The organism is Jiangella alba (assembly GCF_900106035.1).
GTDB lineage: Bacteria > Actinomycetota > Actinomycetes > Jiangellales > Jiangellaceae > Jiangella > Jiangella alba.
Genome location: NZ_FNUC01000003.1, coordinates 409,465 through 433,694, shown reverse-complemented (window position 1 = coordinate 433,694; position 24,230 = coordinate 409,465). Strand labels below are relative to the sequence as shown.

Genomic DNA, 24,230 nt, shown 5'->3' with positions numbered 1-24,230 from the left:
TCGGGTCGCCCAGCACCTCGCCGCTGGTGAACGTCGGTGGCGGCCGCACCCCTCCCGGCCGGGTGGGCCGAACCTATCGGCGCGCACCGACAACGCGCACCGGCAGACCGTGCGACAACAGAGCGTGCGGCAACAGGCCGCGCGACACCCGGCCGTCCCCCACGTCAGTCCGGCGCGGGGATGGTCCACACCCATCCGTCGGCGATCAGCTCGCCGTCGCCCACGTCGCCCATGCCCATGGCGTCGGCGTCCGGCCAGTGCGAGCCGCCCCAGAGGAGGACCAGGCCGCCGTCGGGGGTGTCGGCGAAGGCGGCCGACCGGCCCTGGACGTGGCCCTCGACCGGGAGGTCCGGCAGCCGCGCCCACGTCCCGGTGGGGACGTCGAGGGCCCAGGCGCCCGAGACGATGGTCCGCTCGCCGGTGAGGTCGCCGACCGGGATCATGAACCCGTCGAGGGGATCGCGATGCGCCCGCTCGGGCAGCGTCGACCACGTCCCGGTGGCGGGATCGAGGACGCCGCCGTACGGGATCTCACGGCCCCACGGGTTCGTCTCGCCGCCGCCGATGCCGACGAGGCGGCGGTCGTAGGACGGGCCGAGCGGATCGGCCGGCAGCGGCGCCCAGGTGTCCGTGGCGGGATCGTAGCCGAGGTCGGGCGGCAGCGGGTCCAGCGGCGCCAGCGTCCCTCCGTCGTAGTCCTCGTGCGAGCCGCGGTAGGCGACGACCCGGCCGCCGACCGCCGTCAGGGCGCGGAATTCGCTGTCGTCGGGCGGGGTCAGCTCGGCCCAGGCGTCCGCGGCCGCGTCGTACGACTGGAACGTCGTGGTCGTGCCGTCCTCGTCGAAGATCACGGTGGTCACGTAGACGGTGTCGCCGATGACCACCGACGTGTCCACGCCCCCTCCGACCGGCGCCGGGGCGTCGGCGATGGGCGTCCACGCGTCGGCCGCCGGGTCGTACAGCGCGCCGTCGCGCAGCGGTGGCGGCGGTGCGACGCAGTCGGCGTTCGGCGGGCAGGGCGGGCCGTCGCTGCCGCCGGCGACCAGGATCCTCCCGCCGACGGCGACCGTCAGCGGCGCCTCACGCGGCGTCAGCGGCGACTGCGCGACCGGCCGCCACGCCCCGCCGTCACCGTCGCGAATCGGCTCGCCGTCCGCACCCGGGCCGCCCGCCGTCTCACCACATCCCGCCGCCAGCAGGGCCAGCCCCGCCGCGGCCACCAGAAGTGCCCCCTTCATGCTGGTTGGACGTGGTGACGGCGTCAGCGGTTCTCCTTGCGGATCACCAGCTTCAGGCCGGACCACACCGCGTCGATGGCGCACACCTTGACGTCGACCAGGCCGAGCGGCAGCGCCACCTCGCGCACGACGTCCTCCGTCATGTCCGTGGGGACCTTGCTGGCCCGCTTCGGCCAGGCCACCCACACCATGCCGGCGCGCTCGATGCGGTCCTGGTGGGCGGGGAGGTCGCGGTCGAGCGTGGCGCGGTCGCGGACGAACGTGAGCACGACGTCGTACGGGCCGGGTCCCGGGTGGTGGTCGGGCCGGACGCCGTCGAGCGCGAACCCGCCGGGCGCGCCGTCGAAGAGGACGCGGTGCCCCGGCTCGATGCCGAGCTTGCGCACCAGCGGCGTGCCCGAGTACCCGGTCGTCACGGCAACCCCAGTTCGTCGGCGAACAGGTCGTACCCGACGAACGAGACGATGTCGAGGATCGAGTGCGCCACCACCAGCGGCATCACCCGTCTCGTCCGGTGGTAGAAGTACCCGAACACGACGCCCATCAGCATGTTCCCGATGGCCATGCCGTACCCCTGGTACAGGTGGTACGAGCCGCGCAGCACCGCGCTCGTCGCGATGATCGCCGGCAGCTCCCAGCCCAGCTGCTTGAGCCGCGTCATCAGGAACCCGACGACGATGACCTCCTCGACCACCGCGTTCTGCAGCGCCGAGAGCACCAGCACCGGCACCGTCCACCAGTATGCGTTCAGCGTGCTCGCCTGGATCGACACGTTCATGTCCAGGGCGTGCCCGAGGAAGTAGATGCCCAGCCCCGGCAGCCCGATGACGGCCGACAGCCCGGCGCCGAACAGCAGGTCGCGGCGCGGCTGAGCGAGGTCGAAGCCGATGCGCTTCAGCGCCGACCGGCCCGGTCCGGACAACAGGTAGAGCGCCAGCGCGACCGGCACCAGCGCGAACCCGATGGACAGCAGCTGGTAGGTGAGGTCGAGGTACTCGCGCACGCTGCGGGACGCGTTCAGCGTGGCGGTCTGCTCGCTCAGCCGCTCCGGCCGGGTCAGCCGCGCGATGAGGCTGACGACGGCGTAGACGGCGGACTGCCCGAGCGACAGCCCGAGCACGATCCAGATCTCCGCGGTCAGCCGCCGCCTGGACGTCGTCTCGACGCCCGCAGCGGGCAGGTCCTGGGTCACCACCGTTCGAGCGTAGCGGCGTTCCCTGAGTGTGGCCTTAACTCGCGGACGCGGCCGGGCCTACCGTGGAGACCATGTCCAGCGAGTCCTCGGCGGTGACGCACAACCGCCGTGACCAGTTGCGCGACTTCCTGCGCACGCGCCGGGCCAGGCTCACGCCCGGCGACGTCGGTCTGGTCGCGGCGGGCCGACGCCGCACTCCGGGGCTGCGGCGCGAGGAGGTCGCCGTGCTGGCCGGCGTAGGGGTCTCCTGGTACACCTGGCTCGAGCAGGGCCGCGACATCAACGTCTCCGCCGAGGTACTCGACGCCATCGGCCGCGCGCTGCGGCTGACCGATCCCGAGCGTGCCCACCTGTACCTGCTGGCCGGTCTCAATCCGCCGCCGTCCGGCGCGAGCCGCGACACCGCGGTCCCGCCCGAGCTGCGGCAACTGCTCGACGCGTGGGCGCCACGGCCGGCGTTGCTGCGCGACCGGTACTGGAACCAGCTGGCGGTCAACGACGCCGCCCGGGCGCTCCTCGGCTACGACGACACCGGCCACAACTGCCTCGTCACGTTCTTCACCAGTGCCCGCTACCGCGACCTGCACGTGCACTGGGCGTCGGTCGCGCAGTCGGTCGTGGCGGCCTTCCGGGCCGACGCGGCCCGCGCTCCCGGCGACCCGGAGTTCGCCCGGCTGATCGGCGACCTCAGCGCCGTCAGCCCCGAGTTCACCGAACTGTGGGCCCGGCACGACGTGGGCGTCCCCCTCCAGGCGGTGAAGGCGGTGCGCCATCCCGAGGCCGGCGACCTGTTCTTCGACCTGACGACCCTGGCCGTGACCGACCACCCGCACTGGTACCTCGAGCTGTACCACCCGCGGGCCGGCAGCCTGGTGGTGCCGGACCCCGGATAGCTGCGCACTGGTCGCGGCCCGCCGTGGCCACGACGCTGGGTGACATGACGCAGCACTCCCGATTCGACGGCAGGATCGCCCTCGTCACCGGCGGCACCAGCGGCATGGGTCTGGCCACCGCGCGCCGGTTCCTCGCCGAGGGCGCTCACGTGGTCATCACCGGCCGCGACCAGAGCCGGCTCGACGCCGCGCTCGACGACCTCGGCGGCTCGCGGCGGGTGCTCGCGGTGCGCGCCGACGTCGCGAGCCGCGCCGACCTCGCCGTGCTGGCGGACGCGATCGGCGACCGGCACGGCCGGCTCGACGTGCTCTTCGCCAACGCGGGCGTGGCCACGTTCCAGCCGGCCGCCGACGCCACCGAGGCCGAGTTCGACCGCGTCGTCGGCATCAACCTCAAGGGGGTGTTCTTCTCGGTCCAGACGACGGCTCCGCTGCTGTCCGAGCGGGCGTCGATCGTGATCAACGCCTCGTGGACGCGGCACCGCGGCCTGCCCGGCGCCGGTGTCTACGCGGCCACCAAGGCAGCGGTGCACAGCCTGACGCAGACATTCGCCGCCGAGCTGGCGCCCCGGGGCGTCCGCGTCAACTCCGTGAGCCCGGGCTACATCGAGACGCCGATGTTCCACGACAACGTCAGCGCCGAGGCGCAGGCCGAGGTCGTCGGCCGGATCGCCGCCGGCCGCGTCGGCCGCGCCGACGAGGTGGCCGCGGCGGTGGCGTTCCTCGCCTCCGACGACGCGTCCTACGTCAACGGCCAGGACCTCGTCGTCGACGGCGGCCTGGTCACCGTCGTCTCGTAGGCGGCCGGGCGTGGACCGGCCCCGGCGCGGGCTCACACGCGCCGGGGCCGGGGGCCTCGAGGGGTGACGGCGTCAGCGGCGGGCCCGCTTCAGGCCCACCCACTCCAGCTCGGCGAAGACGACGACGACCGCGGCCTGCAGCAGGATCCACACCGTCCCGGCGGTGGTCAGGTCGAACCAGCCGGCCGCGACGACGATGACGCTGTCGATCGCCCAGACCGCGTTGAGGACGATGATCGCGCCCACCCACAGCACCGGCGCCTCCCGCCGCAGCGACACGGCGAAGACGATCGGCCCCATGACGACCAGGAACGCGCCCGCCGCGTACAGCAGCGACGTCGGCAGCCCCAGCTGGCCGCCCACCCAACCCGCCGCGAGCAGGTACACCAGGCCGTTCAGCGCGATGGTGATGCCGTCCAGTTCCAGGGCCCAGCGCAGCAGCGGCGTGTCCCGGATGCGGGCGACGGCGGGGGTACGAGCGGCGGTGCCTGCGGCCATGGTGACCAGCTCCTTCGTGATGTCGTTCGGACACCACGACCGTCGCCCGGACGGCACTGCCAAGCACAGACCCGGCACTGCCAAGTACTGCCAGTTCAGCCGGTCCGGGTGCGCAGATCGTGCGCGACGACGCGGGCGGCGGCGTTCTGCCAGTTGTAGAGCGTCCGTTCGGGGACGTAGCGGCGCAGCCAGTCGAACGCGCGCCGCGACGTGTCGTCGAGGCCGCTGAGGTCGGGCTGGCGGCGGTACGGGCGGATGCCGGCGACGTACGGGAAGTAGAGCGCGTTGAAGTACCGCCACTCCTCGCTGGTGCCGAAGTCGGCGTCGCGGGGGCGCAGCCGCTCGATGCTCTCCAGCAGCAGCGCCTTCAGCTCGGTCGCGCGGTCCAGGGCGTGCGCGTGCCGGTCGCCCAGGCGGGCGTCGACCGCGGGGAGGGCGAGCAGCGGGCTGGACACCAGCTTGCCGAGGTCGCCGTAGTTGCGCAGCGCGTCGCGGACCAGCCGGACGAACGCGTCGTCGTCGAGGTCGTCGAGGTGGTGGTGCGCGTCGCGGCGGGGCAGCGCGTCGGAGGCGTCGCGCAGCTCGGTCCGCGACGCCCGCAGCGCCGGCGTCCCCGCGAACGCCAGCCGGTCGACGGCCGCCTGGACGGCGCTGGCCAGCGTCACGACGGCGATCGCGGCGCCGACGACGCCGAAGGCGAGCGCCCGCAGCGCGTCGTCCACGTCGCCCGGACCGTCGCCCGACGCCAGCGTGACCAGCCCGACCTGCCCGCCGAACACCACGGCCGCGAGCAGCGCCCCGACGGCGGATCGGCGCAGGTCCGCGCCGAGCGCCTCGCCCGACTCCAGCGCGTTCGTCACCGCGACGACGACGCCGAGCACGACGAGGTCCACCCCGACCGCCGCGAGCACCAGCCAGTCGGGCAGCCCGCCCATCGGCACCAGCACCGCCACCGCGCCGAGCCCGAACAGCAGCGTCGCCAGCACGACGACGCCCTGACGCAGCTCCAGCGGGCCGGTCCGCGCGCGCAGCACCAGCCAGAGCGCCGCCCCCAGCGGCAGCAGCACCAGCACCGCCGTCACCGGCTCCCAGCCGCCGCCGGCGACCGCGGCCGCCACCAGTTCGACCAGGCCCAGCGGCAGCACGACGAACCGCCAGGCCCGCTCGGCCGGCGCCCGCCACGGCGCGCCGTCGGGCAGCAGCGCGAGCAGCACGCCGGTCCAGATCAGCGCCGGCAGCCCGGCGAACACGTACCCGAACGCGTCGACGACGGAGCCGTCGAACGGCGCCGTCGCCAGGGCGAGCGCGTACGACACCAGGCCCAGCCCGGCGCGGCGCATCGCGGGGTCGGCGGGGTCGCGGCCGGCGAGGTACAGCCCCAGCCACCATGCGACGGCGAACGCCGCGACCGCCAACACCAGCACGAGAGGAGGCTAACGGCTCCGGGCTAGGGTGGCGGGAGGGCCCGGTGTTCCGACGTCGCACACCTCGGCTTCCCTGCTGGTGACGACGGAGGGTTGGGAACGCAGCCATGAGCGACTCGGAGCACGAGCACCAGCACGCCACCGGGCCGGGCCGCCGCGGCATGCTCGCCGGGGCCGGCGGCCTGATCGTGGCCGCCGCGGGCGCCGATGCCGACGCCGACGCCGTCACCCGCACCGCGACCGGCCAGCCGGGCGCCGCCCGCGCGTCCCGGCTCACCCGCGGCCGCACGCTCGTCCACGCCGACCTCCACAACCACACCATGCTCTCCGACGGCGCCGGCGACCCCGCGCTGGCCTACGAGTCCATGCGCTCGGCCGGCCTCGACGTCGCGGCGCTCACCGACCACGCGACGCTGTCCGACGGCGTGCTGAGCATCCTCGACCCGCTGCTGCCCGACGGCGTCAACCGCATCACCGGGCTGAGCCGCAGCGGCTGGCGCCGCACCCGCGACCTCGCCGACGCCGCCGACGAGCCGGGCGTGTTCACCGCCATCCGCGGCTTCGAGTGGACGAACCCGCTGCTCGGCCACGTCAACGTGTGGTTCACCGACGCCTACACCGACGTGCTCGACGCCACGCTGATGGGCGGCTTCTACCGCTGGCTGACCCGCGAGGACGGCTTCCTCGGCCTCGGCGACGGCGGCGCCGACGGGCTGGCCGGGTTCAACCACCCGGGCCGCGAGCCGGGCCGGTTCAACGACTTCCGGTACGAGCCGGCGGCGCACGACCAGCTGGTCAGCCTGGAGATGTTCAACCGGTACGACGACTACCTCTTCGAGGGCTGGGCCAAGGGCGTCAGCTCACCGCTGGTGACCTGCCTGAACGCCGGCTGGCGGCCCGGGCTGTCCGGCGTCACCGACGAGCACGGCACCGACTGGGGCTACCCGGAGGGCAAGGGCCGCACCGGCATGTGGGTCACCGAGAACACCCGCGAGGCGGTGTTCCAGGCGATGACGGAGCGGCGGTTCTTCGCCACCTGCGTCTCCGGCCTGCGCCTCGACGCCACGGCCGACGGCGTGCCGATGGGCGGCTCGATCCGGCGCGCCCGCGGCGACGTCCACTTCGCCGTCGACCTCGACCGCGGCGCCGACTGGTCCGGCCGCCGGCTCGACGTCCAGGTCCTCCGCCCCGGCAGCGACGTCCCGCTCGTCGCCGACGTCGTCGAGGCCGCCGCCGGCCGCGTCACCCGCTTCACCGTCCCCCTCGACACCGACGACGGCGACTGGGTCGTGCTGCGCGTCTCGGACCCGTCCCGGCCCAACGCGACCCCCGGCCCGGACGGCCACCCCTGCAACGACTTCGGGGTCGCCTACTCCAGCCCCTGGTGGCTCGACCCCGCCCGGGCCGCGACTACTGGTACCGGTTCCGCGCCGGCAGCGAGCTGAGCCCCGTCGGACGCACCCGCACGGCGCCGGCAGCCGACACCAGCCCGGACCAGGTCCGCTTCGCCTACGCCAGCTGCCAGAACTACGCCGACGGCTACTTCACCGCCTACCGCCTCGCCGACGAGGACGTCGATCTCGTGGTGCAGTTGGGCGACTACATCTACGACGGCGGCGGCGTGGGCGGCGAGGTCTTCCGGGCCCGCCCGGACCTCCAGCTGTACCGGCGGCTGCGCTACGGCACGCTGGCCGACTTCAACGTCGTCGACACCCGCCAGTACGCGACGACCAGGCCTGCGGCGACGGCCGGCGGGCGACGTGGAAGGTGATGGCGAACCAGATCTTCATGATGCAGGCCGACCACGAGCCGGGCCCGGTGCAGGCATTCGGCATGGACACCTGGGACCACCGCAGCGTGGCCGCGGACCTCAAGGCGAACTTCGACGACCCCGGCTCGGCCACCGTCGGCGCCGTCGAGGCAGGTGTGCCGGGCATCGCCGAGGTCTCCGCCTGGATGACCCCAGATGGTGGGCATGCCCTCGGCGGTGCAGATCAGCTGCGGGTCCCCCTGGGGTGGTGGTGTGCGGCGGGGTGACACCCGTGCCAACAGTTGGCGCTGAGGTCACCGCGCCGGAACAGTACTCCCAGCCGACGACGGGCCGGCCGGGTCCCCGACGTGCGGCCTGACCGCGTCCTAGTCCTCCAGGCCGCGAGCCTGCAGCGCCTCACCCATCGCGTCGGCGTGCCGCAGCACGCCGACGACGAGGGGTACGGCGAACGCGCGGACGCTGCGCTCGCGGCCGCGGGCCCAGCGAGCCTCGCGGATGCGCCCGGCGATCCCGGCGACGACCGGGACGCTGCGCAGAGCCAGCGACATCAGCAGCGAGACGCGGGCCGGGTCGACGCCGAACCGGCGCAGCGGCCGCAGCCCTCGTTCCAGCGCGGCCATGAGGGCCGTCGTCCGCGTCGTCAACGTCACCAGCGCGGCCAGCGCGACCGCGAGCACCAGCCGGCCCGTCAGCGCGACCGCCGTCGGCAGGTCCGCGATCAGGACCTGCACCACCAGCAGCACGACCACCAGCCAGCGCAGCGGCCGCAGCTGTCCCCACGCGGCCCGGACGCCGATCCGCGCCAGCGCGTACAACCCCACCACGACGACGGCGGCCAGCCCGACCAGCGGCAGCGACCGCGCGAACACCAGCGCCGTGCAGCCCACCGCCAGCAGCGCCAGCTTCAGCCCGGCCGGCGCCCGGTGCACCGGCGACGTCCCCGCCACGTACGCGCCGGTCAGCAGCGTCACCGGACCACCTCGAACAGCCCGGCCACGCCCATCCCGCCGCCGATCGCCGCGGTCGCGAGGCCGAGCGTCCCCGCCGGCGCGCCGCCCCGGACCAGCCGCGCGAACAGCCGCACCACGACGACGGCGCCCGACGCGCCCCACGGGTGTCCCAGGGCCAGCGCGCCACCGTCGGCGCAGACGAGGCCCGCGTCGCGCGCCAGCGGGTCCAGCCCGAGCGCGTCGGTCACCGCGAGCACCTGGCCGGCGAACGCCTCGACGATCTCGACGGCGGCGACGTCGCCCAGCGCCACCCGCGCGGACGCCAGCACGCGGTGCACCGCCGGCACCGGCCCCCAACCGGGCAGCCGCGGGTCGCAGCCGACGACGGCGCCGGCCACCAGCCGCAGCCCCGGCCGTCCGGCTCGCAGGTCGTCACCGGTCAGGGCGACGACGGCGGCGCCGTCGCTGTTGGCGCACGAGTTGCCGGCGGTGACGGTGCCGCGCGGGACGAACGCTGGCGGCATCCGGGCCAGGACGGCGGGGTCGAGCGGCCGGGGGCGGTCGTCGCGGACCAGCCCGCCGACCGGCACCAGTTCGGCGTCGAACCGCCCGTCGTCGCGGGCGAGCAGCGCCTTGCGGTGGCTGGCGGCGGCGTAGGCGTCCTGCCGGCCGCGGGTGACGCCGCGGCGGCGGGCGAGGTCGTCGGCTGCGGGGCCCATGTCCGGGTCGCCGAACTCGGGCGGGGTGAACGGGGCGCGGTCGTACGGCCCGGCCGCGCCGATCCGCCGCGGCGCCGTCGACGCGCTCTCGGCGCCGCCGGCCAGCACCAGCCGCGCCTCGCCGGACCGGATCGCCTGCCCGGCCTGCAGGATCGCGGCCAGCCCGCTGCCGCACTGACGGTCGACGGTGACGCCCGGCACGGCGACGTCGAACCCGGCGGCCAGCGCCGCGACCCGCGCGACGTTCCCGCCCGGGCCCATGCAGTTGCCGAGCACGACGTCGTCGACCGGACGCATCGCGGTGAGCGGCCACACGTCGTCGACGACCGCCGACAGCACCGGCGCGGCCAACTGGTCGACAGTCAGCTCGCGCAGTGCCTTGCCGGCGGTCCCGATGGGCGTGCGCCGCGCCGCGACGACGACCGGCGCGCTCACCGCAGCGGCCGGGTGGGCAGGTCGGCGACCAGCGCGCGGGCCGGCTTGCCTGACGACGTCCGGGGCAGCTCGTCGACGGCCGACCAGCGTCGCGGCCGCTGGCTCGGCGCCAGCCCGGCGCGCGCGGCCGCCTCCAGCGTGGCCCGCCGCACCCCGTCGCCCTGCACGACGGCGGCGACCACCTGACCCAGGCCCGGGTGCGGCACGCCGACGACCACGACGCCGGCCACCCCCGGGACGGCGGCCAGCACCGCCTCGACGTCCTCCGGCACGACGGTCGCGCCGCCGGTGAGGATCGCGCCGTCGCCGCGTCCGCGCAGCACCAGCGGCTCGCCGGGCTCGGCGAGGTCGCCGACCGTCGCCCACCCGTCGCCGTCGCGGCGCAGCGGACCGCCGTCGCCCAGGTAGCCGTGCGCCAGCCAGGGCGAGCGCACCCACACCTCGCCCGCCCGCAGCTCGATCTCGACCCGGTCGAACGGCCGCAGCCCGGCGCCGTCCGGGTCGGCGGCGACGAAGGACAGCTCGGTGGCGCCGTAGTAGGCGACGACGCCGATGCCCGCGTCCGCCGCCCGGCCGCGCAGCGCCGTGCCCAGCGCGGCGCCGCCCACGACCGCCGTCCGCAGCCGCTCCGGCCGGGCGTCGAGCACCGCCGCCAGCCGGTGCGGCACCAGGTGGACGACGTCGCACGACGGCAGCGCCGCCCGCAGCGACGGCTCCGACCAGTCGCCCGTCAGCCGCACCGTCGCGCCGGCCGCCAGCGCGTGCGCCGCCGCGAACGCCGTCAGCGACCACGACAGCGCGCCCGGCACCAGCACGGTGTCGTCGGCGGTGACCCCGGTGAGCCGGCTGGTCGCGGTGAACGACCCGGTCCACGACGACCGCGACCGGACCACCACCCGCGGCCGTCCCGTGCTGCCGGAGGTGAACCCGGCCCAGGCGAGGTCGTGCGCCCCCGCCTCGTCGACGACGTCCGGCAGCGGCTCGAGCAGCGCCCTCCGGTGCTCGGGCCGCCAGGACGGGTCGCAGGCCAGCGGCACCGCCCCGGCGGCGTCGGCCGCCAGCAGCCCGGTGAGCTGCGCGACCGGGTCGCCGTCCGGCAGCGGGACCAGCGTGCCCGGCTTGACGTCCGGGCGGGCCCGCTCGGCGTCCCTCGCCAGCTGGGCGTAACTGCGCGTCGTGTCGCCGTAGCGGACGGCGGCGCGGTGCGGTGTGGCGGCTGCGTGTGCCAAGACCTCGCGGAAGACCGGCATCGACGCAGCGTCTCAGGCCCGGCCGGAGCCGGTGTCGTCGCCCCCGGTGCGGCCCTCGACCCGCTCGCGGCGGGCGGCCGGCGCGGCGTCCGGGTAGGCCCGTTGCGCCCCCGACGCGACCAGCGCCGCGAACACCGCCTTGGCGGCGTCGCCCGGGACGAACGCCAGCGACAGCTGGAACGTCTCCGTCAGCGGCACCCCCGTGACCGCCGACTGGACCGGGATGCCGATGGCCAGCGTCGTCGCCGCACCCAGCAGGGTGGCGACCAGCACCCAGTGCATCCCCGGGCGGCGCCCGGACCGCTCCACGATCAGCCCGACCACGAACGCCGACACCACGAACCCGGCGAGGTAGCCCACCGACGGCCCGGCGAACACGCCCAGCCCGCCGCGTCCGCCGGCCAGCAGCGGCAACCCGGCCGCGACCAGCGCGAGCAACAGCAGCTGCGACAGCGCGCCCCGTCTCGCGCCGAGGATCGCGCCGGCCAGCAGCGGCCCCATCGACTGCAGGGTGACCGGGACGGCGTTGCCGAACAGGTGGAACGACCCCGGCAGCCCGAGGACGGCGGTCAGCGCGGCGAACGCGGCGATCCGTGCGAGATCGGAGGCCGGCAGCCGCGACCTTCCTGCCATGGAGTGCTCCTCCGACGTGCGTACGCCGCGGGGACCCGCGGCGATGTCCCTCCACTCTGGCCGACGACCGGCCCCGGCACATAGTCGGCAATTCGCACCAGCCCTGCGGCTCCGGGTTGGTGGGCCTCCACAACCGCGACCCTGTCGGTGGGTGCGGGCAGAATGGACGGCGTGAGCGATGACGTGGCGGTCGGCGGGCTCGACACCCCCGTCGGCCACATCAGCGTGGCCGTCACCCGCGACGGTCTCGCCGCGGTCGGCTGGGGCCGCCGCCCGGGGTCCGGACGGCTCCCGGTGGCCGACGACCCCGCCCGGCTGGCGCCCGTCCTCGCCCAGCTCGGCGAGTACTTCGCCGGGCGGCGGCGCACCTTCGACGTCGTCATCGACTGGCGCCACGTCCCCGGGTCGGCGTCGGCGGTGGTGCTGCGCACGCTGCACGAGACCGTCGGCTACGGCACGTCCGTCACCTACGGCGGGCTGGCCGAGCGCAGCGGCACCGGGGTGCCGGCCCGCGCCATCGGCGGCATCATGGGCGCCAACCCGCTGCCCATCGTCGTCCCCTGCCACCGCGTGCTGGCCAGCGACGGGCTGGGCGGCTACAGCGGCGGGTCCGGCGGCAACGGGCTCGAGGTGAAGCGCTGGCTGCTCACGCTCGAAGGAGTGCTGCCGCCCACGTTCGACTGGAGCCCCGACGGCCTCACGACCTGACCTGCGCCGACGCGTTCAGCGCGACGCAAGCGCCACGCCGTACGGTGGCCCGATGACCGACGCCCTCGACGACGACCCCTACGACTACCAAGTGACGAAGGCCGGCCCCGTCCGCGTCAGCCGCGGTGGCCGGGTCGTCGCGACCATCGGCGGACGTTCCGCCGACCGCCTCACCGCCGCTCTCGACCGCGCCGCCGACGAACGCGAACGGCAGCTCCTGCTGGCCAAGGCGACCGGCAACTACAAGCACGGCAACGAACGCCGCTGACCCGCCATCGCCCCGCACCCCGCCCGCCTCACCGCACCCCGACGGCCCGCCGACCATCAGCAACGTGACGGAGAAGCGTCGACGTGGGAGCGCGCCCGGCGGCCGGCGGACGGCCGGGTCAGCCGGCCACGGCGTGCAGCGAGCCGGGGCGCAGCCCGGTCAGCCGGTCCAGCGCGCCGGACGTCGGCTCGTCGCCGGGAAGGTAGACGACGATGCGCTGGTGCTCGCCGTCGGAGAGGTCGAGCGTCTCGTAGGCCAGCCGCAGCTCGCCCGCCTCGGGGTGCACGACGCGGTCGACGCCGGCGCGCGAGCCCGGCGACGCGGGCGCCGTCCAGCGGGTCGCGAACGCCGCTCCGGCCAGCACCGTCAGCTCGTCGGCCAGGGCGGCCAGGTGGTCGTCGTCGGGGCCGGAGTCGAGCTTGAGGTTGGCCACCAGCGCGTCGGCGACGGTGTTCCAGTCGGGGTAGGTGGCCCGCGCCCGCGGGTCGGTGAAGTGGTAGCGGACCAGGTTCGGCGCGTCGCCGGCCAGCAGCCCCAGCGGCTCGGCCAGCAGCTCGTACCCCGTGGTCCACGCGAGCACGTCGCCGATGCGGTTGACCAGCACCGCGGGCGCCGGTTCGAGCCGCGTCAACAGCGCCCGCACCGTGGGCCGCACCTCCGACGCCGGCGGCGACTCGATGGACGGGCAGTAGAAGTCGCCGCTGGTGGTCTTCGCGAGGTTGCGCAGCAGCACCCGCTCGGCCGCCGACAGCTGCAGCGCCTCGGCCAGCGAGCCCAGCACCTGCGCGGACGGATGGCGGTCGCGGCCCTGCTCGAGCCGGGTGAGGTAGTCGACGCTGACGCCGGCGAGGATCGCCAGTTCGGCCCGGCGCAGCCCGGGCGCACGCCGCCGCGGACCGGCGGGCAACCCCACCTGGGCCGGGGTGATGGCATCGCGCCGCGAGCGCAGGAACGCGCCGAGCTCGTTGTCGCTCACGGTCCCCAGGCTACCGCCGCCGCCCGGACCGGCCACCGGAACGACCGCGCGAGGGTGGCCCTGACGGTGCCAGCCTTGCCGCGGCCTCCCCTCCGCGCCGGCCCCGGCACCAGCATCGTGGCCATGTCGAACACCTTCACCGAGGCCGAGCTCGCCTACCTGGAGAGCCAGCCGCTGGGCCGGCTGGCCACGGTCGGGCCGGGCGGCCGCCCGCACGTCGCGCCGGTCGGGGTCTTCTACGATCCCGAGGCCGACGCGATCGTCGTCGCCGGGCACGCCGGCACCGACTTCGGCGCCAGCCGCAAGTTCCGCGACGCGCTGGCCCACCCCGAGGTCGCCTACGTCGTCGACGATCTCGCGAGCACGGATCCGTGGACGCCGCGGGGCATCGAGGTCCGCGGCACCGCCGAGACGTTCGCCGAGGGCGGCGAGGCGCTCGGCGCCCGCATCACCGGCGTCATGCCGTTCGCGCCGGCCTGGCTGCGCATCCGGGCCCGCCGGGTCCTCGCCTGGGGTCTCGACGGCGGCGCGTTCGAGCTGTCCGCCCGGAACGTCGCGTGACCGACTACGGCCACGACCTGCGCTTCGGCGTCAACCTGCTGCCAGAGCCGGGCCGCCCCGGCGCCGTCGTCGACCTGGCCCGGCTGGCCGAGCGGGCCGGCGCGGACCTCGTCACGTTCCAGGACCACCCGTACCACCCCGGCTTCCTCGACACGTGGACGCTGCTGAGCTTCGTCGCCGCGCGGACGTCGCGGGTGCGGCTGGCCGGCAACGTCCACCCGGTGCCGCTGCGGCCGCCGGCGGTGCTGGCGAAGGCGGCGGCCGGGCTGGACCTGCTCAGCGGCGGGCGGGTCGAGCTGGGACTGGGCGCGGGCGGCTACTGGGACGCGATCGCGGCGATGGGCGGGCCGGCGCGCACGCCCGGCGAGGCGGTCGAGGCGCTGGCGGAGGCGATCGAGATCGTCCGGGCGACGTGGGCGGTGGACGAGCCGGGCGGGGTGCGCGCCGGCGGCCGGCACTACCGGGTCGACGGGACGGCGCGCGGGCCGCGGCCGGCGCACGCGATGCAGATCTGGCTGGGCGCGTACGGGCCGCGGATGCTGCGGCTCACGGGGCGGCTGGCCGACGGCTGGCTGCCGTCGCTGCCCGCGCTGGAGCCCGGGGCGCTGGCCGCCGGGAACGCCGTCGTCGACGCGGCGGCGGAGGAGGCCGGACGGGATCCGGCGGCGATCCGCCGGCTGCTCAACCTCGGCGCCGACCTGCCGCCCGACCAGCTCGCCGAGCTGGCGCTGGCCGACGGCGTGAGCACGTTCATCCTGATGACCGGCGACCCGGCGGCCGTCCAGCGGTTCGCCGGCGAGACGGCGCCGCGGGTCCGCGAGCTGGTCGCGGACGCCCGCGGCGCCTGAGCCGGCTCTCAGGGGGTCAGAGCCGGCGGCACTGGTCCTCCTTGGTGCCCTGGACGACGTTGCGGCTGCCCGTCGGCGCCGGGGCGTTCTCCTTGCACTGCAGGTTGCCGTCGATCCGGTTGGACGAGATCGTCTGCTTGCCTCGGTTGGTGAACGACTGGACGTCGCCCGTGACGCGGTTCGACGTGACCGTGGCCGTCTTGCCCTGCTTCAGCTGGACGCTGCCACCGACCGTCGACGACGTCAGCGACACGTGCCGGTGGTTCTCGGCCTGGACGTTGCCGACCACCCGCACGCCGCTGGCGTACAGCGTGGCGGCCCGCTCCACCTTGATGGTGCCCTTGACGCGGGTGCCCTTCAGGGTGCATGTCGCGTTGCTGGGGACGCGCAGGTTGTCGACGGTCACGGCGCCCATGGTGCCGCGGCAGGTGCGCTCCTCGGCCTGGGCGGGAACCGCGCCGAGCAGCGTGGCGCACAGGGCTGCCGCGATCACGAGTGCGGTGCGCTTCATGGTCCTGTCCCTTCGCAGCGGCCGGCGGGGGCGCCGGCTCTCTGCGTCCGAGCGTTCCGGAGCACGCCGCGGCACAGCGTGAGCCGGCGGTGAGACAGCTCTCATCGCCGCCACTAGATGAGTGAGTCCGATTGATCGTTAGTGGTCGTAGGCGATCAGGGATCGTTTGGCTTGGGTGCCGGTGTGCCAGTTGTGCCAGATCGCGGTGGCGAGGGCGAGTAGTCGTGCGGCGATGCGGGCGTGGACTCCGTTCAGGGTGCGGGCGCCGTGTTCCTCGAGGGTGAGCTGACCTTTCAGGGTGTCGAAGACGGCTTCGATCCATTGGCGGACCCGGGCCAGTTTGCCCCGTCTGGTCGGTTCGTCTTTGCGGTCGGGCCGGATCAGGTGCGCGCCCAGGCTGGTGACGAACTGGTCGAAGTCGCGCCCGGCGAACCCTTTGTCGGCGAGGATGACCTGCCCGGACGCGACGAGGTGGTGGTCGTGGTCGAGGAGCGCCCGGGCGGCGTCGCGTTCGCCGATCTTGGGGTTGGCCAGACCCCAGATGATCGGCATGCCCTCGGCGGTGGTGACCAGGTAGAGCCGGAATCCCCAGAAGAACCGCGAGTGACTGGCGCAGTAGCCGTAACCGGCGTGCCCGGCCAGGTCCGAGCGCTTCACCGTCTCCCGCGACGCCGCGCACGGCAGCGGGGTGGAATCCAGCAGCCGCAGATCGTCGTGCCAGGACGGCGTGTCCCGGGCCAGTTCGGTGATGACCGCGGCGAGCAGCCCTCCCAAGGACCGGAGTCGTTTGCCGTATCCAGACTGGCCGGGCAGGTAGGGGAACAGTCCGCCCAGCCGGGCGCGCGCAAACCGGACCCACCGCCGTTCCGACGCCACGCCGAGCAGCTGCTGCGCCACCGCCAGGGTGATCAGTTCACCGTCGGACAGCCCCGGCTTGCGGCCCGGCCGGTGATCACGCGACCACCCCAACACCGGGAAGACACGATCCTCGACATGGACATAGAGTGCGGTCAGGAGGGCGTCAAGATCATTGCTCACACACTGATCCTCGACGCCCTCCACCCATGTCTATCGACAGCGACACACCCACAAGATCAATAGGGCTCACTCATCTAGGACAGATGTCGGCCCGCCGCCGCGGGGTTTCAGACACATGCGTGGTGACCATTCATCCGGGTTTCCCTATGTTCGGGCGCAATCCCCGTCCCCCGGCGACAAGGAGACCCCCATGACACGACGCTTCCGAGCGGGCGTGGCGCTCGGCACCCTCGCGGTGACGGGCTACGCCCTCCTCGCCCCGCCCGCACAGGCCGGGCCGTCCGACCGCCCAGGCGTCGAGGTCGACGTCTCGGCCGGGCTGTCCGGCCACGTCAACCTCGCCGGCCCCGGCCTGATCCCGGTGACGGTGCACGGCTCACCGGCCGTGGACGTCACGGAGATCGACCTCGACACCGTCGCCGTCGGCGAGGTCGCGGCGGCCCGGTCCGAGTCCGGCGCCGTCATCGGCTCCGTCAACGACGTCGACGGCGACGGCGCCGACGACCTCGTCGTCCACGTCGACAAGCAGCAGCTGGCCGCGGCCGGCGACCTGACGCCGTCGACAGGCGCCCTGCGGGTCACCGCCAGCACCGCTGACGGTGCGGAGGTGGGCGGCGCGGCGGCCGTCCAGCCCGAGGTCAGCCTGGAGCTCAAGTTCGCCGAGGGCTACCGGGTCCGCGGCGGCAGCGAGGCCACGTTGCGCAGCACCACGGGCGCGAGCCTGGACGACGTCCGCGGCATCCTCGACCGGCACGATGTGAGCGCTCTCATTCCGTTCGTCGAGCCCGGCCAGGTCGACGACCTCGCGGCCGCCACCAGCCGGGCGCAGGCCCGCTCCGCGGAGCCGCTGCCGGACCTCGCGTCCTGGTACACGGCGCTGCTGCCGGCCGGCGCCGACGTCGACGCCGTCCTGGCCGAGCTGACGGCGCTGCCCGAGGTCGTCTACGCCTACCCGTCGCCGGAGCCGGCCCCGCCGCCCGCCGAGCCGACGCCGGACCTCACCCCGCTGCAGGGCTACCTGCGCCCGTCCGACACCCACAACGGCATCGACGCCGAGCTGGTCCGCAGCGACCCCCGGGTCCGCGGCGCCGGCATCCGGGTGATCGACCTCGAGTACAACTGGAACCCGTTCCACGAGGACCTGCAGCTGGACTGGTCCAGCGACATCGGCCAGGGCCGGTTCGTCCGCATCGACACCTTCGGCGACGACCACGGCACCGCGGTGTTCGGCGAGATCGCCGCGAAGGACAACGGCTACGGCGTCACCGGCGGCGTGCCGGACGTCGACATCTACGGCATCTCGCCGGTCGAGGACCTCGGCAACGGCCGGACGTCGTGGCGGCCCGGCCCGGCGCTGGCATTCGTCGCGACGCTGCGTGACGAGGCCGGCCGGCCGTTCGTCCGTCCCGGCGACGCGCTGATCCTGGAGCAGCAGACCGGCAGCCCGCTCGGCGGCAGCCGGTACGCGCCGCTGGAGTGGATCCCGGCGGTCTTCGAGGCCAACAAGGTGCTGACGGCGATGGGCGCGAACGTCGTCCTCACCGGCGGCAACGGCAACACCGACACCGACGACCCGATGTACACGCTCAACGGGGTCAAGTGGTTCGACCCCGCCGTCCAGCACTCCGGCGCGATCTTCGCCGGCGCCGGCGGCAGCGGCCTGCGCGCCAACGACCCGGCGCGGGCGCGGCTGAGCTTCTCGAACTACGGCCAGCGCTTCGACCTGCAGGCGTGGGGTCAGGACATCTACACGACCGGCTACTGCAACGTGCTCTGCGCCGAGCTGGGCAACGACCACAACCGGGCCTACTCGCGCTCGTTCAGCGGCACGTCCGGCGCCGGCCCGATCGTCACCAACGCCGTCGTCGCCGTGCAGTCCTACGTCACGTCCGTCGGTCTCGGCCCGTGGACGACCGCGCAGATCAACGACCTGCTGCGGGCGACCGGCGCGCCGCAGACCACGAACGCGCACCAGAACATCGGGCCGCGGCCGGACCTGCGGGCGGCGCTGCGCTCCATCGAGGTCGACGCGCCGACGACGGTGCTGACACTGAACCAGCGCCCGGACCGCGAGGGCCGGTACACCAACCCGACGATCACGCTGACCGCCGACGACTCGTGGGGCTCGGGCGTCAACCGGGTCATGTACCGCGTCGACGGCACCGGCCCCTGGCACACCTACACCGAGCCGTTCCGGTTCCGTGGACCGGGCGTGCACACCCTCCAGTACCGCTCCAACGACCGCAACGACAACACCGAGGCGACCCGGTCGATCACCATCGACAACCGGGGCCGGGGTTAGGGTGCGTCTCCCGAGACTCGGCCGTAGCGAGCGGCGTCCAGGTGGATGCCTCGCAAGGTGCGAGGAGGGAGTCATAGCGGGGTTCTATGACGACTGACGAGAACGCCGCGAGGCGCCGCCTGGGCGTCGCGCAGTAGGCCATGGACTTGGGAGACACACCCTAGGGACCCGACAGATGTCCGACTGACGCGGCCGATCTCCATGCACCTGTCCGGTGACCGTGGGCCACACCCCGGCCTACGGTCGCCGGACCGGTCCGCAGACCCCCGCGGACCGGCGTCTACCCATGGGAGGGCGCAGTGACGGCGAGGACAGAACGGCGGCCCGCGAGACACGGGAGGGCTTGGCGGGCCAGAGCGATCGTCGGCGTGGCGGCGCTGGCGCTCTCGGCGTCGGCCGGAGTGGTGACGGCCAACGCCGAGGACGGTGCGGCCGACGACGCCGGCACCGGGCCCATCGTCCCGGTCGACGAGCAGGTCTGGGAGGACCAGGCCGAGATGACCTGGGACGACTACCAGCAGATCCGCCCGGACGCGTGGAACCAGGACACCACCAGCCAGGGCTCGGAGAGCCAGTACCGCACCGCGGTGATCCTGCTGGAGTACACCGACCAGAAGTTCCTGATCAGCCAGGAACCGGAGTCGCACCCGTTCGGCAACCCGCTGCCGCCGTGGCAGCCGGTCTCGCCCGACGAGGTGAACCAGTGGTACTACGACTACTACGCCGTCCCGAACGAGTACAACCAGGGCCAGACGCTGCACGGCTACTGGATGGAGACCAGCCACGGCCGCATCGGCGTCACCGTGGAGGTGTTCGGGCCCTACCAGATGCCGGGCAAGCTGCACGAGTACGGCGCGCAGTCGCACGCACCGGTCACCGGCCCGAACTCGATCTGCCCGGCCGGCGACACCTGCAACAAGGACGTCCGGCGCGACGGCGGCGCGCTCTGGCGGGCCGACATCGGCTGTGAGTCGGGCCTCTGCGGCTTCGACAACGGCTTCTACGTGACCGCCGGCCACGACGAGACGTCGACCTGGCAGGAGTTCGGCGAGATGATGTTCCGCACCCCCGCGGACGTCACGCCGGAGTTCGGCCCGCCCGGCGCCACCGAGGGCCCGGTCCTCAACGCGGCCGGCAACCCGATCCCCAACGCCGTGCCCACCCGTTACGTCCCGTGGACCTCGTGGCAGTCGGCGGCCAACCACTGGCCGAACGCCGGCGGCGGCACGTCCACCCAGGCGGAGAACTCCGGCCTCAGCGTGTTCGCGCACGAGTTCAGCCACCTGCGCGGCCTGCCGGACAACTACAACAACCCGTTCGACCCGGGTACCGGCCGGGCCGGCACCGGCTACTGGGAGATGATGAGCCGCGGCTCGTTCAACGGACCCGGCGGCACGCACAACCGCTGGCAGGTCCCGAACGCGGGCGGCTCGGCGCTCGGCCCGCACCACACGCTGTACTTCAAGACCACGGGCCAGGGCCGTCTCGGCGTCGTCAAGGCGGAGGAGTTCGTCAGCCTCACCCGGGCCGGCCTCGCCCAGGACGGTGTCGCCGTCACGCCGCTCAAGGGCCGCGAGTACATCCCGGACGGCGACATGGTCGGCCTCAGCGTGTCGCTGGACAGCCCGTTCGTCCCGGGCACCTGCCAGGCGCGCACCGACGACCCGTTCTTCTGCACGCCCAGCAGCACCGCCTGGAACCAGTTCAACCTCGAGGTGGTCGAGCGGGTCGGCAACGACTCCTTCATCGCCGGGCACGGCGTGCTGATCGGCCAGTCCCGCAACAGCGGCTCGCCGCGGGCGTGGCTGGTCGACGCGAACCCGAACGACATCGGCCGGATCGACTTCTACCGGCCGGGCAACGCCACCGAGACCGGCGGCGAGCCGGTGCCCGTCGTCAAGGGCGACCCGCGTCAGCTGGACGACGCGACGTTCCACGCCGGCACCGGGTCGGGCAGCGAGTACGAGTACCTCGACGCGCCGAACAAGCTGCACTTCTACGTCCTGGACACCTACCGCGACAAGGCGGGCGAGCTGTTCTACGACGTCGCGGTGCGCAACACCGACGCGGCCGGTCCGTACGCGCGCGGCGCCGCGCTGGGCGAGGCCGCCGCGTACGCCGTCGGCGACTCGACCGCCCTGGTGAACCTGCCGCTGACGAACACCGGTCAGGCCGGCGCGGGCATCTACGGCTCGGACGTGTACCGGATCTCCTCGACGGTCGACGGCGAGGGCTGGGACGTGAGCCTGCCGTACGAGATCAAGGCGGCCGCGGCCGGCAAGACGGTGCCGGTCTGGGCGTACGCCACGGCCGGTGACGACGCTTCGGACACGGCGACGCTGACCGTCACGGCGACCAGCGAGACCGACCCGGACGCGACCGTCACCGTCGAGGTCGAGCTGACCGCGGACTCGGTCGAGGCCGGGTACGACAACGCCCGCGGCCTGCTCGCGGACTACCGGTCCGGCGGGTTCCTGACCCAGGGCGAGCACCAGCGGCTGAAGGCCCAGCTGGACATCGCCGACCGGGCCAGCGGCCGGGGCGCGGAGCGCGCCCTCGAGCGGTTCGCGACGATGTCCGAGGACGTCGCCGGCACGGGTGCCCGCACCCTGGTCAGCGCCGCACTCGTGTCGCTGGCGGCGGAGCTGCCGACGGACTGACCGCCACGCCCCACCACCCACCGGCCACCGGGTGCCGCCGACCGCAGCGGCGGCCCCGGTGGCCGGTTCCTTCCGCCGCGCCCCTCCATGATCATCAACCTTCTGCGTCGTCATAGCAGCCCAAAAGGTTGATGATCATGGTCGGTCGACGGCGGAGCGTCAGCGAGAGGCCACCGCGGGGAAGGGCGTGACGTTGTCGGTGCCGGTGGCGTCGGGGACGGCGGCGTCGGCCGGGCCGGCCTGGCGGGGCGCGTACTGGCCGGTCATGCGTGCCACCTTGAGCGACAGGTGCAGGGCCAGCCGCTCGGCGCCGCTCTTGAGGTTGGTGTGGGCGAGCTGCTCCAGCCGTTGCAGCCGGTAGTACAGCGACGTCCGGTGCAGGTTGAGGCGTTCGGCGGTGAGCTGGGCGTTGCCCGCGACGTCGAGGTAGGTCTCGAGGGTCTCCAGCAGCGGCAGCGCGTCGGGGTCGTCGAGCAGGTGGCCGAGGCCGGGATGGACGGTCGGCACCTCCTCGCCGAGCGACGCCAGCTTGACGACGATCTGGTGGATGCCGAGCCGGGACCAGTGCACGACGTCGCCGAGGCCGGGGAGCAGGCGGGCGGCGTCGGCGGACATGCGGGCCTCGCGGAAGGACGCGTAGGCGTGCTCGAGCGCGTCGCGGCGGCTGCCGACGCCGACGACGAGGGCGGCGTCGGACCCGGCGCCGCCCAACGCGGACCGGGTCAGTTCGACCAGCCCTTCGACCCGTTCGTCGACGTAGATGTCGTGGTCGCCGGCGCAGGACAGCAGCAGGACGGCGTGGTCGCGGCTGATCAGGTCCAGCGCCTGGCCGCGCCGGACCACGCGGCGGAAGTCGGCGACGGCCTGGGCGAGGGCGTCCTCGATGTCGACGGCGGACGAGCGGCGCGGCACGCCCTGCAGCACCACGGCGACGACGCCGTCGCGCTCGGGCATGTAGCCGGCGTCGATGAGGCTGCCGGCGGCCTGGGCGCTCATCGGCGAGCTGCTCAGCAGCATGTGCATGGTGTCGGCCAGCCGGGCGGACGAGAACAGGCTGGCCACGCTCTCGCGATGCAGCCACTCGCCCAGCTCGGCCGCACCCTGCACGCACGCGTCGAGGTCGGCGTCGCTCATGCTGCCGTCGGCGTCGACGAACCAGAGGTGGCCGAGCAGCTTGCCGCGGTAGACGACGGGGACGCAGACCCGCGGCAGCATGTGCAGCTCGGGGTTGGCCGGCAGCCGCAGCGGCCGGCGCAGGTTCGGCAGCCCGAACCGCTTCAGCCAGCCGCGCACCTCGGACGAGGCGTGCCGGCGCAGGATGGAGTCTTCCCGCACGTCGTCGATCGGCCGGTCGTGCGAGCTGAACGCGAGCAGCCGCATGTACCGGTCCTCGAGCACGGCCGGCCGCGCCACCCGCTGCGCCAGGCTCTCCAGGATCTGCTGCATCGAGAGTTCCATGGTCACCTCCGCCCGCGCAGTAACATATCACATGCTACCGGGATGAATCGGATGAATCCGTCACCCGGCGACGACGAACTCCGTCAGCTGGCTGCCGAGATCGTCCACGCCACCCGGCCAGCCGCGGATCAGCTGCCCGCCGCGCGCGATCAACGCCACCAGCGGCGGCTCGTCGACACCGTAGCGCCGGAACACCTCGCCGTCGGGGTCCAGGCCGACCGGATACGCGATGTCGTGCTCGCGCAGGTACTCGGCGGCGTCGTCCGCGCTGGTCGCGCTGCCGACGCCGACGAACAGGACGGTGTCGCGGTACTCCTCGCTCAGCGCGGTGATGTCGGCCTGCTGCTGCGCGCACAGCTCGCAGAACGACTCGAAGAACACCAGCACGACCGGCCGCTGCTCCCACTGCTCCGCGAGGTCGAGGGTGCTGCCGTCGAGCAGCTCCAGCTCGAACGACGGCGCCGGCGGCGCGGTCGGCGGAGCGTCGATGAACGTCACGTCGGCCGGCACGTCGCCGGGCAGCTCGAACGAGACCGCGGCGGGGTCGTCCGACCCCGAGCACCCGGCCAGCGCCAGCACCGCCACGACCACACCGGTCAGAAGCCGCCTCACGAGATCAACACCTCTCCGATCAGTTCCGCGTCGTCGGCCGGCTCGATGGGCACGGCGAAGCCGTCGCCGACGACGAACTCGAGGCCGTCCGGCGAGGTCAGCCCCTCGACGTCGACGGTCATGACGCACATCGTCGGCTGCCGCATGCCCTCGCGGAAGCTGACGTCCATCATCTGCTCCGCGGTGCCGCCCGGCAGCTCGCCGCGCGCCACCTCGACGCCGTCGCCGTCCTCGACCGTGAAGGTCGCCTGGGCGTGGACGGAGCGGAACGCGCCCGCCCCGTTGCACGGCTCGCCCAGCCGGCGCAGGTTGCCGTCCGGGATGAGCACCCGCACGACACCGGCCTCGGAGCCGGAGCCGGACGCCTCGGCGTCGTCGGACGATCCGGAGCACCCGGCCAGCAGCACCGGGATCACGGCAGCGGCGGCGAGCGCCGCGCGGCCACGCAAACGTTGCACGGGATGTGTCCCCTCACCGGGAGC

At 74.2% G+C, this 24,230-nt stretch carries 24 protein-coding genes and 1 pseudogene; 10 read left to right on the top strand and 15 right to left on the bottom strand.

Going from position 1 to position 24,230, the window contains the following annotated elements:
* Positions 1–164: 164 nt before the first annotated feature.
* Genes BLV02_RS04680 through BLV02_RS04670 form a run of 3 tightly spaced genes read right to left on the bottom strand, consistent with a single transcriptional unit; the run spans position 165 to position 2,430 of the window.
* The gene (locus BLV02_RS04680) at positions 165–1,238 is read right to left on the bottom strand and encodes a Kelch repeat-containing protein (protein ID WP_141711702.1); all 1,074 of its coding nucleotides are present in this window, start codon (positions 1,236–1,238) and stop codon (positions 165–167) included.
* A 23-nt stretch (positions 1,239–1,261) separates the two neighbouring features.
* On the bottom strand, positions 1,262–1,654 hold the full coding sequence (locus tag BLV02_RS04675) for a DUF3052 family protein (RefSeq protein WP_069113002.1): 393 nt from the start codon (positions 1,652–1,654) through the stop codon (positions 1,262–1,264).
* On the bottom strand, positions 1,651–2,430 hold the full coding sequence (locus BLV02_RS04670) for a CPBP family intramembrane glutamic endopeptidase (RefSeq protein WP_425432574.1): 780 nt from the start codon (positions 2,428–2,430) through the stop codon (positions 1,651–1,653). Before BLV02_RS04670 ends, BLV02_RS04675 begins: the two co-directional genes overlap by 4 nt.
* A gap of 74 nt (positions 2,431–2,504) precedes the next feature.
* Here BLV02_RS04670 and BLV02_RS04665 point away from each other — a divergent pair, with 74 nt between their 5' ends.
* Together BLV02_RS04665 and BLV02_RS04660 are read left to right on the top strand one after the other, a co-directional pair.
* Entirely contained in the window at positions 2,505–3,326 is an 822-nt protein-coding gene (locus BLV02_RS04665) for a helix-turn-helix transcriptional regulator (RefSeq protein WP_069113248.1), read from the top strand.
* 44 nt (positions 3,327–3,370) lie between these two features.
* Positions 3,371–4,126 (top strand): glucose 1-dehydrogenase, encoded by a 756-nt coding sequence (locus tag BLV02_RS04660; RefSeq protein ID WP_069113247.1) that lies wholly within the window; start codon positions 3,371–3,373, stop codon positions 4,124–4,126.
* Between the two features lie 72 nt (positions 4,127–4,198).
* Here BLV02_RS04660 and BLV02_RS04655 read toward each other — a convergent pair whose 3' ends face one another.
* On the bottom strand, positions 4,199–4,624 hold the full coding sequence (locus BLV02_RS04655) for a hypothetical protein (protein WP_069113246.1): 426 nt from the start codon (positions 4,622–4,624) through the stop codon (positions 4,199–4,201).
* A gap of 95 nt (positions 4,625–4,719) precedes the next feature.
* Entirely contained in the window at positions 4,720–6,048 is a 1,329-nt protein-coding gene (locus tag BLV02_RS04650) for a hypothetical protein (protein WP_069113001.1), read from the bottom strand.
* Positions 6,049–6,155: 107 nt separating this feature from the next.
* Here BLV02_RS04650 and BLV02_RS35435 point away from each other — a divergent pair, with 107 nt between their 5' ends.
* Both BLV02_RS35435 and BLV02_RS36280 read left to right on the top strand, forming a co-directional pair.
* Entirely contained in the window at positions 6,156–7,493 is a 1,338-nt protein-coding gene (locus BLV02_RS35435) for a CehA/McbA family metallohydrolase (RefSeq protein WP_069113000.1), read from the top strand.
* Positions 7,448–7,959: pseudogene (locus BLV02_RS36280) on the top strand (alkaline phosphatase D family protein); the annotation flags it as partial. The gene BLV02_RS35435 and the pseudogene BLV02_RS36280, both read left to right, overlap by 46 nt.
* A gap of 225 nt (positions 7,960–8,184) precedes the next feature.
* Here BLV02_RS36280 and BLV02_RS04630 read toward each other — a convergent pair.
* From BLV02_RS04630 to BLV02_RS04615, 4 genes are read right to left on the bottom strand one after another with little or no spacing between them, the layout of a single operon-like run.
* Positions 8,185–8,790 (bottom strand): energy-coupling factor transporter transmembrane component T family protein, encoded by a 606-nt coding sequence (locus BLV02_RS04630; protein ID WP_141711701.1) that lies wholly within the window; start codon positions 8,788–8,790, stop codon positions 8,185–8,187.
* The gene (locus BLV02_RS04625; protein WP_069112997.1) at positions 8,787–9,923 is read right to left on the bottom strand and encodes a thiolase family protein; all 1,137 of its coding nucleotides are present in this window, start codon (positions 9,921–9,923) and stop codon (positions 8,787–8,789) included. Before BLV02_RS04625 ends, BLV02_RS04630 begins: the two co-directional genes overlap by 4 nt.
* Positions 9,920–11,173: an AMP-binding protein gene (locus tag BLV02_RS04620; RefSeq protein ID WP_069112996.1), complete on the bottom strand. Its 1,254-nt coding sequence runs from the start codon at positions 11,171–11,173 to the stop codon at positions 9,920–9,922. The genes BLV02_RS04625 and BLV02_RS04620 overlap by 4 nt, the downstream gene beginning before the upstream one ends.
* Before the next feature lie 12 nt (positions 11,174–11,185).
* Positions 11,186–11,806, bottom strand: coding sequence for a biotin transporter BioY (locus BLV02_RS04615; RefSeq protein ID WP_069112995.1), 621 nt, complete (start codon positions 11,804–11,806; stop codon positions 11,186–11,188).
* Positions 11,807–11,968: 162 nt separating this feature from the next.
* Here BLV02_RS04615 and BLV02_RS04610 point away from each other — a divergent pair, with 162 nt between their 5' ends.
* Entirely contained in the window at positions 11,969–12,514 is a 546-nt protein-coding gene (locus tag BLV02_RS04610; protein WP_069112994.1) for a methylated-DNA--[protein]-cysteine S-methyltransferase, read from the top strand.
* 52 nt (positions 12,515–12,566) lie between these two features.
* Positions 12,567–12,782, top strand: coding sequence for a hypothetical protein (locus tag BLV02_RS04605; protein ID WP_069112993.1), 216 nt, complete (start codon positions 12,567–12,569; stop codon positions 12,780–12,782).
* Between the two features lie 118 nt (positions 12,783–12,900).
* Here the strand turns inward: BLV02_RS04605 and BLV02_RS04600 are convergent, their stop codons facing one another.
* Positions 12,901–13,758, bottom strand: coding sequence for a helix-turn-helix domain-containing protein (locus tag BLV02_RS04600; RefSeq protein ID WP_069113244.1), 858 nt, complete (start codon positions 13,756–13,758; stop codon positions 12,901–12,903).
* Between the two features lie 123 nt (positions 13,759–13,881).
* On the opposite strand from BLV02_RS04600, the gene BLV02_RS04595 reads away from it, so the two are divergent.
* Both BLV02_RS04595 and BLV02_RS04590 read left to right on the top strand, forming a co-directional pair.
* The gene (locus BLV02_RS04595) at positions 13,882–14,319 is read left to right on the top strand and encodes a PPOX class F420-dependent oxidoreductase (RefSeq protein WP_069113243.1); all 438 of its coding nucleotides are present in this window, start codon (positions 13,882–13,884) and stop codon (positions 14,317–14,319) included.
* Positions 14,316–15,167 carry an LLM class flavin-dependent oxidoreductase gene (locus tag BLV02_RS04590; RefSeq protein ID WP_069112992.1) on the top strand — a complete coding sequence of 284 codons (852 nt, stop codon included), beginning with the start codon at positions 14,316–14,318 and terminating at the stop codon, positions 15,165–15,167. The genes BLV02_RS04595 and BLV02_RS04590 overlap by 4 nt, the downstream gene beginning before the upstream one ends.
* 16 nt (positions 15,168–15,183) lie before the next feature.
* On the opposite strand, the gene BLV02_RS04585 is transcribed toward BLV02_RS04590, so the two are convergent.
* Both BLV02_RS04585 and BLV02_RS04580 read right to left on the bottom strand, forming a co-directional pair.
* Positions 15,184–15,678: a hypothetical protein gene (locus BLV02_RS04585; protein WP_069112991.1), complete on the bottom strand. Its 495-nt coding sequence runs from the start codon at positions 15,676–15,678 to the stop codon at positions 15,184–15,186.
* A gap of 138 nt (positions 15,679–15,816) precedes the next feature.
* On the bottom strand, positions 15,817–16,716 hold the full coding sequence (locus BLV02_RS04580) for an IS982 family transposase (RefSeq protein WP_074946149.1): 900 nt from the start codon (positions 16,714–16,716) through the stop codon (positions 15,817–15,819).
* A 190-nt stretch (positions 16,717–16,906) separates the two neighbouring features.
* Here BLV02_RS04580 and BLV02_RS04575 point away from each other — a divergent pair, with 190 nt between their 5' ends.
* The gene (locus tag BLV02_RS04575) at positions 16,907–19,018 is read left to right on the top strand and encodes an OmpL47-type beta-barrel domain-containing protein (RefSeq protein WP_141711466.1); all 2,112 of its coding nucleotides are present in this window, start codon (positions 16,907–16,909) and stop codon (positions 19,016–19,018) included.
* 368 nt (positions 19,019–19,386) lie between these two features.
* Positions 19,387–21,678, top strand: a complete 2,292-nt coding sequence (locus tag BLV02_RS04570; protein WP_069110297.1) for a M6 family metalloprotease domain-containing protein — start codon at positions 19,387–19,389, stop codon at positions 21,676–21,678.
* Positions 21,679–21,837: 159 nt separating this feature from the next.
* Here BLV02_RS04570 and BLV02_RS04565 read toward each other — a convergent pair whose 3' ends face one another.
* Genes BLV02_RS04565 through BLV02_RS04555 form a run of 3 tightly spaced genes read right to left on the bottom strand, consistent with a single transcriptional unit; the run spans position 21,838 to position 24,206 of the window.
* On the bottom strand, positions 21,838–23,136 hold the full coding sequence (locus BLV02_RS04565; RefSeq protein WP_069110298.1) for a PucR family transcriptional regulator: 1,299 nt from the start codon (positions 23,134–23,136) through the stop codon (positions 21,838–21,840).
* Between the two features lie 60 nt (positions 23,137–23,196).
* A complete protein-coding gene (locus tag BLV02_RS04560) occupies positions 23,197–23,748 on the bottom strand; it encodes a TlpA family protein disulfide reductase (protein ID WP_083288420.1) in 552 nt (183 codons plus the stop codon).
* Positions 23,745–24,206, bottom strand: coding sequence for a hypothetical protein (locus BLV02_RS04555; RefSeq protein ID WP_141711467.1), 462 nt, complete (start codon positions 24,204–24,206; stop codon positions 23,745–23,747). Before BLV02_RS04555 ends, BLV02_RS04560 begins: the two co-directional genes overlap by 4 nt.
* Between the last annotated feature and the right edge of the window lie 24 nt (positions 24,207–24,230).

Bases quoted from the DNA above. Each gene is read 5' to 3' on its own strand.
- BLV02_RS04575 (WP_141711466.1), top strand. From the start codon at position 16,907: ATGACACGACGCTTCCGAGCGGGCGTGGCGCTCGGCACCCTCGCGGTG.
- BLV02_RS04605 (WP_069112993.1), top strand. From the start codon at position 12,567: ATGACCGACGCCCTCGACGACGACCCCTACGACTACCAAGTGACGAAG.
- BLV02_RS04655 (WP_069113246.1), bottom strand. From the start codon at position 4,624: ATGGCCGCAGGCACCGCCGCTCGTACCCCCGCCGTCGCCCGCATCCGG.
- BLV02_RS04610 (WP_069112994.1), top strand. From the start codon at position 11,969: ATGGACGGCGTGAGCGATGACGTGGCGGTCGGCGGGCTCGACACCCCC.
- BLV02_RS35435 (WP_069113000.1), top strand. From the start codon at position 6,156: ATGAGCGACTCGGAGCACGAGCACCAGCACGCCACCGGGCCGGGCCGC.
- BLV02_RS04660 (WP_069113247.1), top strand. From the start codon at position 3,371: ATGACGCAGCACTCCCGATTCGACGGCAGGATCGCCCTCGTCACCGGC.
- BLV02_RS04565 (WP_069110298.1), bottom strand. From the start codon at position 23,136: ATGGAACTCTCGATGCAGCAGATCCTGGAGAGCCTGGCGCAGCGGGTG.
- BLV02_RS04585 (WP_069112991.1), bottom strand. From the start codon at position 15,678: ATGAAGCGCACCGCACTCGTGATCGCGGCAGCCCTGTGCGCCACGCTG.
- BLV02_RS04615 (WP_069112995.1), bottom strand. From the start codon at position 11,806: ATGGCAGGAAGGTCGCGGCTGCCGGCCTCCGATCTCGCACGGATCGCC.
- BLV02_RS04595 (WP_069113243.1), top strand. From the start codon at position 13,882: ATGTCGAACACCTTCACCGAGGCCGAGCTCGCCTACCTGGAGAGCCAG.
- BLV02_RS04620 (WP_069112996.1), bottom strand. From the start codon at position 11,173: ATGCCGGTCTTCCGCGAGGTCTTGGCACACGCAGCCGCCACACCGCAC.
- BLV02_RS04665 (WP_069113248.1), top strand. From the start codon at position 2,505: ATGTCCAGCGAGTCCTCGGCGGTGACGCACAACCGCCGTGACCAGTTG.
- BLV02_RS04680 (WP_141711702.1), bottom strand. From the start codon at position 1,238: ATGAAGGGGGCACTTCTGGTGGCCGCGGCGGGGCTGGCCCTGCTGGCG.